Origin of the sequence: Sulfitobacter sp. UBA4523 (assembly GCF_002388305.1) — a bacterium.
Taxonomy (GTDB): Bacteria; Pseudomonadota; Alphaproteobacteria; order Rhodobacterales; family Rhodobacteraceae; genus Sulfitobacter; species Sulfitobacter pontiacus.
In genome coordinates, this window is record NZ_DGMH01000065.1 from 75,222 (window position 1) to 86,698 (window position 11,477).

Annotated in this window: 11 protein-coding genes and 1 pseudogene; 2 read left to right on the top strand and 10 right to left on the bottom strand. The window is 62.9% G+C overall.

Annotation, left to right across the window (positions count from 1 at the left end):
• Positions 1-84: 84 nt before the first annotated feature.
• Positions 85-1,641: a bifunctional metallophosphatase/5'-nucleotidase gene (locus B3849_RS15335; protein WP_278425562.1), complete on the top strand. Its 1,557-nt coding sequence runs from the start codon at positions 85-87 to the stop codon at positions 1,639-1,641.
• Positions 1,642-1,739: 98 nt separating this feature from the next.
• Here B3849_RS15335 and B3849_RS15340 read toward each other — a convergent pair whose 3' ends face one another.
• Together B3849_RS15340 and B3849_RS15345 are read right to left on the bottom strand one after the other, a co-directional pair.
• Complete coding sequence (locus tag B3849_RS15340) at positions 1,740-2,096, bottom strand: cupredoxin domain-containing protein (RefSeq protein ID WP_005849451.1); 357 nt, start codon at positions 2,094-2,096, stop codon at positions 1,740-1,742.
• A 109-nt stretch (positions 2,097-2,205) separates the two neighbouring features.
• Complete coding sequence (locus B3849_RS15345) at positions 2,206-3,099, bottom strand: LysR substrate-binding domain-containing protein (RefSeq protein ID WP_037945092.1); 894 nt, start codon at positions 3,097-3,099, stop codon at positions 2,206-2,208.
• A 98-nt stretch (positions 3,100-3,197) separates the two neighbouring features.
• Here B3849_RS15345 and B3849_RS15350 point away from each other — a divergent pair, with 98 nt between their 5' ends.
• The gene (locus B3849_RS15350; protein ID WP_278375204.1) at positions 3,198-4,421 is read left to right on the top strand and encodes an acyl-CoA dehydrogenase; all 1,224 of its coding nucleotides are present in this window, start codon (positions 3,198-3,200) and stop codon (positions 4,419-4,421) included.
• Between the two features lie 45 nt (positions 4,422-4,466).
• Here B3849_RS15350 and B3849_RS15355 read toward each other — a convergent pair whose 3' ends face one another.
• From B3849_RS15355 to B3849_RS15390, 8 genes and pseudogenes are all read right to left on the bottom strand, one after another.
• Positions 4,467-5,699, bottom strand: coding sequence for a mandelate racemase/muconate lactonizing enzyme family protein (locus tag B3849_RS15355; protein ID WP_286780413.1), 1,233 nt, complete (start codon positions 5,697-5,699; stop codon positions 4,467-4,469).
• 63 nt (positions 5,700-5,762) lie between these two features.
• A complete protein-coding gene (locus tag B3849_RS15360) occupies positions 5,763-6,854 on the bottom strand; it encodes a zinc-binding dehydrogenase (protein WP_278425564.1) in 1,092 nt (363 codons plus the stop codon).
• A 144-nt stretch (positions 6,855-6,998) separates the two neighbouring features.
• Positions 6,999-7,265: pseudogene (locus B3849_RS15365) on the bottom strand (MFS transporter); the annotation flags it as partial.
• Between the two features lie 25 nt (positions 7,266-7,290).
• Positions 7,291-8,616: a lyase family protein gene (locus B3849_RS15370; RefSeq protein ID WP_278425565.1), complete on the bottom strand. Its 1,326-nt coding sequence runs from the start codon at positions 8,614-8,616 to the stop codon at positions 7,291-7,293.
• 3 nt (positions 8,617-8,619) lie between these two features.
• Positions 8,620-9,330 (bottom strand): alpha/beta fold hydrolase, encoded by a 711-nt coding sequence (locus B3849_RS15375; RefSeq protein WP_278425566.1) that lies wholly within the window; start codon positions 9,328-9,330, stop codon positions 8,620-8,622.
• Positions 9,323-10,111: a 3-oxoadipate enol-lactonase gene (gene pcaD / locus B3849_RS15380; protein ID WP_278425567.1), complete on the bottom strand. Its 789-nt coding sequence runs from the start codon at positions 10,109-10,111 to the stop codon at positions 9,323-9,325. Before pcaD ends, B3849_RS15375 begins: the two co-directional genes overlap by 8 nt.
• A 21-nt stretch (positions 10,112-10,132) precedes the next feature.
• Positions 10,133-11,104: a threonine ammonia-lyase gene (locus B3849_RS15385; protein ID WP_286780414.1), complete on the bottom strand. Its 972-nt coding sequence runs from the start codon at positions 11,102-11,104 to the stop codon at positions 10,133-10,135.
• The coding region (locus B3849_RS15390; RefSeq protein ID WP_414718054.1) for an alpha/beta fold hydrolase at positions 11,101-11,477 on the bottom strand (377 nt) is incomplete at its 5' end. The genes B3849_RS15390 and B3849_RS15385, both read right to left, overlap by 4 nt.

An 11,477-nucleotide genomic window follows, 5' to 3' on the forward strand; every position in this document is an offset into this window, starting at 1 on the left:
GGTTTGCGCTCAGATGGTCTTTGACAAGGGGGCAAACTGGGGGTCACCATAGGTGCATAATTCAACCCAAAGGGGGGACCCATCATGAAACGATTCCTGACAGCCACGGCAGCGCTTGCGCTGACCTCGGGCATGGCAGCGGCGGATTATAGTCTGACCATCCTGCACACCAATGATTTCCACGCGCGGTTTGAACCGATCAGCAAATACGATGGCCCTTGTTCCGTCGAGGACAATACCGCCGGTGAATGTTTCGGGGGCACCGCACGGCTGGTCAACGCGATCAAGGACGCCAAGGCGCGCACCAACAACTATGTGCTGGTCGACGGCGGGGACCAGTTTCAGGGCTCGCTGTTCTACACCCACTACAAGGGCAAGATGGCAGCCGAGATGATGAACATGCTGGGCTATGACGGCATGACTGTGGGCAACCACGAATTCGACGATGGCCCCGAAGTGCTTGCCGGTTTCATGGAGGCGATCGACTTTCCCATCCTGATGTCGAATGCCGATGTCTCTGCCGAACCGCTGCTGGCGGACAAGCTGGCGAAATCTGCTGTGATCGAGCGTGGCGGTGAAAAGATCGGCCTGATCGGGCTGACCACCGAAGACACCCACGAACTGTCGAGCCCCGGAGACAACGTCGTCTTTACCGATTCCGTGGCTGCCGTGCAGGGCGAGGTCGATCTGCTGACCGCGCAGGGTATCAACAAGATCATCGTGCTCAGCCACTCTGGCTATGGGGTCGACCAGATGGTCGCCGAGAATACCACAGGTGTTGATGTGATCGTCGGCGGGCACACCAATACGCTGCTGTCCAATACCGATGAAAAAGCCGAAGGGGCCTATCCGACGATGGTCAAGGATACGGCTATTGTGCAGGCCTATGCCTACGGTAAATATCTGGGCGAGCTGAACGTGACCTTCGATGACGAGGGTAAGATCAAGGAAGCCTCGGGCGATCCGATCCTGATCGACGCAGGCGTCGCAGAGGACGAGACCACCGTCGCCCGTATCGGCGAGCTGGCCCAACCGTTGGAAGAACTGCGCAGCAAGGTCGTCGCCGAAACCACCGAGCCGATCGAGGGCGACCGGTCGGTCTGCCGCGTGCAGGAATGTCAGATGGGCAACCTCGTTGCTGATGCGATGCTGGCCCGTGTGGCGGATCAGGGGATCGAGGTCGCGATCCAGAACAGCGGCGGCTTGCGCTCTTCCATCGACGCCGGAGAGGTGACCATGGGCGAAGTACTGGCGGTGCTGCCGTTCCAGAACACCCTGTCGACCTTTCAGGTCACCGGTGCGGCATTGGTAGAGGCGCTGGAAAATGGCGTGAGCCAGATCGAAGAGGTCGCGGGGCGTTTTCCGCAAGTGGCGGGCATGACCTTTACCGTGGACACCAGCGCCGAGCCGGGCAGCCGCATCAGCGATGTCACCGTATCCGGCATGCCGCTTGATCCCGAAAAAACCTATGGCGTCGTGTCCAACAACTATGTGCGCAATGGCGGCGACGGCTATGCGCCGTTTACCTCTGCGCAGAACGCCTATGATTACGGTCCCGATCTGGCGGATGTGACGGCTGAATTCATCGCCGCCAACGGGGCCTATACGCCCTATACCGATGGCCGCATCACGGTGAAGTAAGCCAAGTCGCCATATCAACGCGAAACGGCGCGCCGCTGGAAACAGGGGCGCGCCGTTTGTATTTCAAGCACCTGCGACAAGCGCAGGGATGGACCCGATCACTCGCTCAGCGGTGCGGGGTCAAAGCTGATCTCGCCGGAGTAGCTTTTGGGGTTTTCCCCAAGCGATGTGCCGATAAAGGTCACTTGGCTGTTTGCCTCTACCGTTTGGCTAAAGCTGCTGCCGGTTTCCAGCGTGCCGGATGACCACGACCCGTCACCCGCGCTGACGTTGCGCGCGGCGCTGGCGTTGTTGACAAAACGCAGCTCGTCCCCGGCGTCGACATAGATCACGGCAGGAAAGAAGGCGTCGTCAAAGATCACGACGTCATGGGTTTGCGCGGTCGCTGCGGTGGCAGCCGCAAGTGTGACCGCTGTCGCGCCCGCAGAAATGAGTTTGGTAAGTGAAATTGGCATATCCATGCTCCCTTTCAAAAGGGGCCCCCCCCCTAAAACTGATGAAGGGTGTGCTAATGCAGGATTGCGGCGGAAATAGGGCGGATATGCCTCAGAACCTTGGCCTATGCTAAAGAACCTGACCCGTTTGCCCGTCGAGCCACGTCTTGAACGACTGCAAGGCCGCGGTTTCGGCACGGTCCTCGGGCCAGACGAGGTAGTAATTCCCGATGCTCTGTGTCGTCTGCGTTGATGCCAGCACAAGCTGCCCGTCGCGCAGATAAGGCTCGGCGGAAAAGGTCGGAAGCAGCGCCACGCCCAACCCGTGCACCGCCGCCTGCGCCATGGTTGAAAACTGGTCGAACATCATGCCGGCAGGGGGTTCTTGCGTGACACCAAGCGCGCTCAGCCACCGCGACCAGCCGCGCGGGCGGGTATCCAGATGCAGCAGCGCATAGCGCAGGATCTGGCTGGGATCCTCCAGCGGTTCGGTGAGCAGCTCGGGCGCGCAGACGGGGACCACCGTCTCGGGCATCAGCGGCAAATAGCGCACACCGGGCCAGTCTTCCTTGCCAAAATGTATTGCAGCGTCAAAGGGGCTGTTCTGGAAAGAAAACGGATGCAGCCGCGTGCTGAGGTTCACCGTCACCTCCGGGTGGGACTGGGCAAAGTCGCGCAGCCGCGGGGCCAGCCAATGCATCCCGAACCCCGGCAGAATGGCAAGGTTCAGCGCCCCCGCAATCGGGTTCGTGCGCGCGGTGATGGAGGCCTGAGCCAGCCTGTTCAACACGTCACGCACCTGAATTACATAGCTTTTCCCCGCCTCTGTCAGTACCAGCTGACGCCCCTGGCGATCCAGCAGCGCCACATTCAACTGCGCCTCTAGCGTCTTGAGCTGCCGGCTGATCGCGCTTTGCGTGAGGGACAGTTCCTGCGCCGCCAATGTGGCGCTGCCCAAGCGTGCCACTGCCTCGAATGCGAGCAGGGCGTTGACCGACGGAAGGAAGCGACGCGGGGCGATCATATGACTTTGACTCATAGGTTCAGGAGTATCCAGCGATAGTCATTGCCGCCGGGCTTTGCAATACTGCGCCCAAATCCGAACCCCGAGGAGGACATACCATGAGCAACGAATTGCCCGTATTGAAAGCCAAAGACGCCCCCGACATGGGCAGCTTTGATTGGGCGGATGCGTTCCGCCTGAACGAACAGCTGACCGAAGACGAACGCATGATCCAGGAAAGCGCGCGCGCCTATGCGCAGGAAAAGCTGCAGCCCCGCGTGATCGACGCTTTTGCCAATGAAACCACCGACCCCGCGATCTTCCGCGAGATGGGCGACATGGGCCTTCTGGGTGTCACCGTGCCCGAACAATACGGCGGCTTGGGCGGCAATTATGTGTCTTACGGTCTGGTTGCGCGCGAAGTGGAACGCGTGGACAGCGGCTATCGGTCGATGATGTCCGTGCAATCCAGCCTCGTCATGTACCCGATCTACGCCTATGGCTCGGAAGAGCAGCGCATGAAGTATCTTCCCAAACTGTCCAGCGGCGAATTCATCGGCTGCTTTGGTCTGACAGAACCCGATGCGGGCTCCGACCCTGCGGGCATGAAAACCCGTGCGGTGAAAACCGCCAACGGCTACAAGCTGACCGGCTCTAAAATGTGGATCTCGAACGCGCCGATCGCGGATGTCTTCGTGGTCTGGGCCAAGTCCGAAGAGCACGGCGGCAAGATCCGCGGCTTTATCCTTGAAAAAGGCATGAAGGGTCTGTCCGCGCCAAAAATCGGCAACAAACTGTCGCTGCGCGCGTCGATCACAGGCGAGATCGTGATGGATAACGTCGAAGTCGGCGAAGATGCCCTGCTGCCCCATGTCGAAGGTCTGAAAGGCCCGTTCGGCTGTCTTAACCGCGCCCGCTATGGCATCAGCTGGGGCGCACTGGGGGCCGCTGAATTCTGCTGGCACGCCTCGCGTCAATACGGTCTGGACCGCAAACAATTCAACAAGCCGCTGGCGCAGACACAGCTGTTCCAAAAGAAACTTGCCGACATGCAGACCGAAATCGCGCTTGGCCTGCAAGCCTCGTTGCAAGTGGGTCGTCTGATGGACAACGCCAACGCCGCGCCCGAGATGATCTCTATCGTCAAGCGCAACAACTGCGGCAAGGCGCTGGACATCGCCCGCATGTCCCGCGACATGCACGGCGGCAACGGCATCAGCGGCGAATTCCAGGTGATCCGCCACATGATGAACCTCGAGACTGTGAATACCTATGAAGGCACGCACGACGTGCACGCGCTGATCCTGGGCCGCGCCCAGACCGGCCTGCAGGCGTTCTTCTAAATCTCTGGCAGAGGGGGCTTCGGCCCCCTCATACCACCGGACCCGTCAGGATTTGACCGACGGTGCCCCCCCTTCAAACGCATTCCCGTTGACGTAATCACAAGGCGCTTCCTGCATTTCCAGGTGCAGCCCGTTGCCGGTATACGGATGCGCGCGGGCCAATGCCTCGTCCACCTCTAGCCCCAAACCTGCTGCGGTGGGGGCTGTGATGAACCCGTCCTCTACCTTTATCGTGCTCTTGATCAACTGGTCGTGGAACGGCGTTTCGATACATTCGCACATCAGGATATTGGGGATCGACGTGGCCAGATGGATGTTGGCCGCCCATTCCACTGGACCGGCGTATAAATGCGGCGCGATTTGCGCGTTATAGACCTCTGCCATGGCGGCGATCTTCTTGGCTTCCCAGATGCCACCGACACGGCCCAAGGCAGGCTGCAGGATCGCCGCCGCCCCGGACCGCAGCACCGGCGCGAACTCGGCCTTGGTGGTCAGCCGTTCTCCGGTCGCGACAGGGATCGGCACGGCCCGCGCTACGGCGGCCATCTGTTCGACCGCATCTGGCGGGATCGGCTCTTCGTACCAGAGCGGGCTATAGGGCGCGATGGCCTGTCCCAGCCGGATCGCGCCTGCGGTGGTGAATTGCCCGTGGGTGCCGAACAGCAGATCGGCCTTGTCGCCAACCGCCGCGCGGATCGCTTTGCAAAAGGCGACAGATTGCGAGATGTCGGTCATCGCCGGCATATGCCCGCCGCGCATGGTATAGGGCCCCGCCGGATCGAACTTGATCGCGGTGTAGCCTCGCGCCACACAGTCCAGCGCCGATTCCGCCGCCATCTCGGGCGAGGTCCAGAAGGCGGTCATATCGTGATGCGGCAGCGGGTAAAGATAGGTATAGCCCCGCACGCGTTCGTTCATCCTGCCGCCGATCAAGGCATAGACCGGACGATCGCGATCCTTGCCCAGAATATCCCAGCAGGCGATTTCCAGCCCCGAAAACGCGCCCATGACGGTCAGGTCGGGCCGCTGGGTAAAGCCTGACGAATAGGCGCGGCGGTACATCAGCTCGATATTTTCGGGATTCTCGCCCTGCATATGCCGTGCGAAAACATCCTCGATCACCGCGCGCATGGCCTGCGGCCCGACCGACGCCGCATAGCATTCGCCCCAGCCGACTATCCCTGTATCCGTGGTCAGCTTGACCAAAATCCAATAGCGCCCGCCCCAACCGGGGGCAGGGGGCGCTGTGACGATAACCTCAAGATCTTGCAATTTCATCGCGTGATCCTCTTTTCCAAATGGTTCAAAATCCCGGGGGTACGGGGGCTGGCCCCCGTGGCGCTAGCGGTCAAACAGGATGACATTGCGCCGTGCGGCACCGGTCTTGGTATCCTCGATCGCGTCGTTGATCTGCTCCAGCGACCACCGCCCCGAGATCAGCTCGTCCAGTTTCAGCCGTCCTTGGGCATATAGATCGACCATCCACGGAATATCGCGCTGGATCACCACGTCGCCCATTTTGGAGCCGACCGTGCCCTGACCCATTGCGGCGAATATGCCGGGGTCATAGGTCGCGCCGTCGCCGATATGAGGCATGCCGACCATGACCACACGCCCCCCCGCGGCAAGGTACTTCGGCGCGTCGTTATAGGCAGGGATCGCCCCAACGGTCACGATCACCGCATCCACGCCCTTGCGGCCAATCGCCTGTTCCAACTGCCCCCAGGGTTTGTCTTCGGTGGCAAGGATACCATCCGTGGCCCCGAACTCCTTGGCGATTTCCAGCTTCTCGGCGCTCATATCCACGGCGACGATGCGGCGGGCCCCGGCGATGCGCGCGCCCTGAATGGCGTTCAGCCCGACGCCACCGGCACCGATGACCACGACGTCCTGACCGGCCCGCAATTGCGCAGCATTGACCACCGCACCGACGCCGGTAATTACCCCGCAGGCGATCAGGCTGGCGGCATCCTTGGGAATATCGGCGCTGATCCTGACCACCTGCGCCTGATCCACAACGACTTTTTCGGCAAAGGCACCGGATGCCATGGCCTGATGCAGCTTGCCGCCGTCCTTGGTTTTCAGCGGGCCGGTGTCGCCGTCATAGGGGGTTTCGCAGATCACAGGTCGACCGCTGGCGCAGTTGGGGCAGCTGCCGCAGGCGCGGATCAGCGTGACCACAACGCTATCCCCGACCGAGACGCCGCTTACCCTGTCGCCCACAGCGCTCACCCGTCCCGCGGCCTCGTGACCATAGACCGCGGGCAGCGATCCGCCCCAGCCGCCGCTGGCAAAGGAGATGTCCGAATGGCAGATCGCTACGGCATCCAGCGTCACCTCGACCTCGGCCCCCTCGGGGGCACGGAGTTCTACGTCTTCGATTTTCAGGGGAGCACCAAATTCATGGCAAACGGCGGCTTTGATCAACGGCATAACGGGTCCTTCCGGGCGCGTGAGTTTTGGGGGAGGGTGGCAAGCTCTGCCCCCTCCCGCAAGCCTATATGCGCCGCGATGCGTTAGGCTTACGTTATGTCAGTCCACATGCGCGGGATTTATACGCACGCGCCGGAAGAGCACCAAGGCGACCACCCGCGCCATCACACTCAGCGAGGTCAGCAGCACCGGCCTGCGCCCGAAGCGGTCGGAAAGGCTGCCCACCAGCGGGCTGAACAGGAATTGCATCACCGCGAATGTCGTCGCCAACACACCGCCCCACAGCGCGGCGCGTGACAGATCGGCGGATTGGACCTGCGCGATCAGGTCCGGCATCACAGGGATGATCAGACCAATGCCCATGGCATCGATCATGACGGTCAGGATGATAAATATGACCGCCGGACGCATGGGCTATCGCGCGCCGGTTGCGCGGTTACAGCGCACGCGCACGGGCCACAAAAGCGGCTGCATCTGCGGGGGCCTGTCCCATCTGGGTTGACGGGTCGAAAAGGGTCTCGGCCACGTCGGGGTAATCCGCGTGGACCAGATCGGCCAGCGGCACCTGTTTGGCCAGCGCATCCTGACAAAGCTGTTTGGTGATCTTCTGGGCCTCGGGGCGGGGCATCGTTTCGGCTAGGGCAAAGCTCAGCGCTTCGGCGTGGATCAGGCCCAGCCCGTCTGTCAGCGCGCTGCGCATTTTCACAGGGTGCGGCGTCAGCCCCGCGACAAGGCTTTTTGTGTGGTTCAGCGCGGCGGCAAGGCTCAGTGCAAGCTGAGGCACGGCCATCCATTCCGCGAACCACGCGCCGCCATCACGCTGATGCTGATGCGTCGCGGCGGCCTGTAGCGTGGCGCGCTGGCCGGTAAACTGGTGCCCGAGGGCGACAATCGCCGAGGGCCCCACGGGGTTCTGTTTTTGCGGCATGGTCGACGACGCGCCTGCCGCCCCAAGGGCAAGCTCGGCGGTTTCGGTCATGGTCAGCGCCAGCGTGCTTTGCGCGATATGCGCCAGCGCTGCCATCACGCGGCCCTGCCAATCGGCGATGCGCAGAACGGGGCCGCGGTCCACATGCCAGCTGCGCCCGGGGTCTTGCAGCCCAAGGGCTTGGGCGAGCTGCGCGCGGGTCTCGGCAGCCTTGGGACCAAGGGCAGAGCCCGTCCCCGCCGCCCCCGACAGGGACACGAACAGCGCCCCTTCGCGCAGCGCCTCAAGCTGGTCGAGCGCATCGCACAGCGGCATACCCCATTCCGCCAGCACCGCGCCCCAGCTGGTGGGGGTGGCGTGCTGGCCATAGGTGCGGGCAGGCATCGGCAGGGATTGGTGCTGTTCGGCACCTGCCGCAAGGGCCGCGATGATCTCGCGCAGATCGGTTTCCGCCAGCTTGAGCGCCTGACGCAGGCGCAGCATCAGCGCCGTGTCGATGATGTCCTGACTGGTCGCGCCCCAATGGACGTGCTGGGCAAATTCCGGTGCCTGCATCTCGGCGCGGAACTGCGCCAGAAGCCCGGGCACGGACACGCCGTTTTCTCCGGTAGAGGCCGCGATCGCCCCGGGGTCGACCTGTATCTCGAGAGAGGCGCGATGGATCGCGGCGGCGCTCATCTCGGGGATGACACCAAGGCTGCCCTGCACCTTGGCCAGCGCCCCTTCGACCAGCAGCATCGCGCGGATCGCAGCGCTGTCCGAGAACAGGCGGCCCGCGTCACCGGTGTTGAAAAGCTGTGCGTACAGGGGGCTGTCAAAGACGCTGGCGGCCATGGGTTACCTCGGGATAATGTCGTCAATGATCCGCGCCAGACCGGCTGGATCGGTAAAGAAGGGTGAATGCCCGCAGGCCATCTCATGAACATCCGCGCTTGGCCAGTCTTTCGTCATCGTGACCTGATAGGCGGGCGGGATGGTGCGGTCGTCCATACAGCGGATATAGCTGCGCGGCATGGCGTCCGCACGGGCAGTATCTGGCAGAGGCTTGATCGTCGGGGCCACGGCCTGCGCGCAGAGGCGCGGTGCGGCAAAACCTGCGACATCCGGCGGGCAGTCGTGATAGAACAGCGCCTCTGTCATCGCGGGATCAAGGGTAAAGCTTTTGCCGTCGGGGGCGAGGCGTACAGCGGGCATCAGCGGTTGCGACGGGGCCTGTTTGCGCATCTCGGCCAGCGACAGCCCCGCCGCAGGGACGTAAGCACATAGATAGATCAGCCGCGCCATGGCGCTTGGATCTTTCTGTGCCGCCGCCCCGATGGCGAAACCGCCCATCGAATGACCCACCACCACCGTATCGGGGGTAGAGGCCGCAAGCACCGCATCGGCATAGCTGTCGAGCGTGACCGCGTTGACCGGCGTCGTGTCGTCGCCGTGGCTGGGCAGATCAATCGCACGGGGGCTGTGGCCCAATTCTTGCAACGCAGGGATCAGATCGCGCCAGCACCACGCGCCGTGGCACGAGCCGTGGACCAAAAGGATGTCAGACATGGCCAACGCCCTGCAAAAACTCGGTCAGCAGCGCTGCATATTCCTGCGGGTGTTCGACGCAGGGCAGGTGGCCGGCCTTGCGGATGATCTTGAACTTCGATCCCGGGATCAGCTCGATGGTCTCGCGCACCAGATCAGGGGGCGTGGACCCGTCTTCGGAGCCCGCAATCCCCAGCACTGGCAGGCGCAGCGCCGCCGTGGGGGTATAGAAATCCGTCCCCGAAATCGCGGCAGAGCAACCGGCATAGCCTTCGGCCGGTTGGCGTACGACCATATTGCGCCAAAGCTCAAGCTCGGGCGTGGCGCGGAAGGGGGCGGCGAACCAGCGTTCCATGATGGTATCTGCCATCGGTTCGATCCCGCTGTCTTGCACGGCGCGCACGCGGTCCGCCCACATATCCTTGGTACCGATCTTGGCGGCGGTATTGGACAGCACCATGGCGCGGATCAGGTCCAGCCGCTTGGTGGCGAGCCCTTGGGCGATCATCCCGCCGATGGACAGCCCGACAAAGACGCAGCCCTTTACGCCCAGATGATCCAGCAGCTTTTCCGTGTCGCCAATCAGCGCCCCCATCGCATAGGGCGCAGGCGGGCAGGACGACAGCCCATGCCCGCGTTTGTCAAAACGGATGATGCGCAGACCCTTGGGCAGCAGCGGCAGGATCGGATCCCACAGGCGCAGATCAGTCCCCAGTGAGTTGGCAAAGACCACAGGCGCACCATCCTCGGGGCCATCCACACGGTAATGCAGACGCACGTCGCCAGTATCGAAAATCTTCATGTCAGAACCTCCTGTGGGGCGTCAGTCAAGCGTGGCAAGCGCCCGCGAGAAAATATCACTGTCTACATTCCCGCCCGAGATGGTGACGATCACATCGTCGCCGTCGATCTCGTCTTGCCGGAACAGCGCGGCGGCGAGGGCCACAGCCCCGCCGGGTTCGGCCGCAAGTTTCAGCCGGTTGAACGCATGGCCAATCGCATGCAGCGCTTCGGTGTCGCTGACCACAAGGCCGGGGCCGCAAAGCCGGTTGAGGATCGGAAAGGTCAGATCGCCCGGTTGCGGCGTGACGATGGCATCGCAGATCGACCCGCCAAGGGCGGCGTTGCGCGTGATCTCTCCTGCGGCGAGCGACCGCGCGGCATCGTCAAAGCCTTCGGGCTCGGCGGTGCGCGCGCGCAGCCCCGGTGCCTCGGCTTCAAGCGCCAGCGCGATGCCAGAGGTCAGCCCTCCGCCACCACAGCAGGCAATTACATCGGCACGGGCGATCCCCGCCTCGGCGGCCTGCTGCGCGATCTCGAGCCCCGTTGTCCCCTGACCGGCAATCACCAGCGGATCATCGAAAGGCTTGATCAATGTCAATTCGCGTTCCTCCGCCATAGCCGCGCCGATGGCGTCGCGGTCCTCGGTCATGCGGTCATAAAGCACGACCTCGGCCCCAAGTGCGCGGGTGTTGGCGATCTTCAGACGGGGGGCGTCGGCGGGCATGATGATCACCGCAGGCACCCCGTGCAGCTTGGCCGCATAGGCAACACCTTGGGCGTGGTTGCCACTGGAAAAGGCGATGACCCCCTTGGCGCGCACGGAGGGCTCCAGTGCCGACACCGCCGACCAGCCGCCGCGAAACTTGAAGCTGCCGGTGTGTTGCAGGCACTCGGGCTTGACCCAAACGCGCCGCCCCGCGATGTCATCCAGAAACGGAGAGTTCAGCAAAGGCGTGCGCCGCACGTGCCCCTCCAGCCGCCGCGCTGCCGCGCGGATCATGTCGATATTCATTGCATCTTCCCGATCCATTCATTCAAGGCCGCAACCGCCTCTGGTTCGTCCAGAAACGGAATATGCCCACGTCCCGGCACCCGCGCGACCACCATATCGGGGCGGCGGCGTTCCATCTCTTGCAAGGTTTCCTCGCTCAGCAGATTGGACGCCATGCCACGGATGCAGGCAATCGGCAGCCCGTCAAGCGCGTCAAAGAACGGCCACAGGTCGGGGGAGGGGGCAGAGAACGCCTTGGCCACCGCATCGCGCAGGTGCTTGTCATACGTGATCTGCAAGCCGCTTTCGGTCTGGGTGTAATGCTTTTGCGCCTCTTCCATCCACCGGCTGTCGGGCACGTCGTCAAATTCGGGAAACACACGCGGCATGGCGG

Bases quoted from the DNA above. Each gene is read 5' to 3' on its own strand.
- B3849_RS15335 (WP_278425562.1), top strand. From the start codon at position 85: ATGAAACGATTCCTGACAGCCACGGCAGCGCTTGCGCTGACCTCGGGC.
- B3849_RS15370 (WP_278425565.1), bottom strand. From the start codon at position 8,616: ATGGCCGCCAGCGTCTTTGACAGCCCCCTGTACGCACAGCTTTTCAAC.
- B3849_RS15350 (WP_278375204.1), top strand. From the start codon at position 3,198: ATGAGCAACGAATTGCCCGTATTGAAAGCCAAAGACGCCCCCGACATG.
- B3849_RS15345 (WP_037945092.1), bottom strand. From the start codon at position 3,099: ATGATCGCCCCGCGTCGCTTCCTTCCGTCGGTCAACGCCCTGCTCGCA.
- B3849_RS15375 (WP_278425566.1), bottom strand. From the start codon at position 9,330: ATGTCTGACATCCTTTTGGTCCACGGCTCGTGCCACGGCGCGTGGTGC.
- pcaD (WP_278425567.1), bottom strand. From the start codon at position 10,111: ATGAAGATTTTCGATACTGGCGACGTGCGTCTGCATTACCGTGTGGAT.
- B3849_RS15360 (WP_278425564.1), bottom strand. From the start codon at position 6,854: ATGCCGTTGATCAAAGCCGCCGTTTGCCATGAATTTGGTGCTCCCCTG.
- B3849_RS15340 (WP_005849451.1), bottom strand. From the start codon at position 2,096: ATGCCAATTTCACTTACCAAACTCATTTCTGCGGGCGCGACAGCGGTC.
- B3849_RS15385 (WP_286780414.1), bottom strand. From the start codon at position 11,104: ATGAATATCGACATGATCCGCGCGGCAGCGCGGCGGCTGGAGGGGCAC.
- B3849_RS15355 (WP_286780413.1), bottom strand. From the start codon at position 5,699: ATGAAATTGCAAGATCTTGAGGTTATCGTCACAGCGCCCCCTGCCCCC.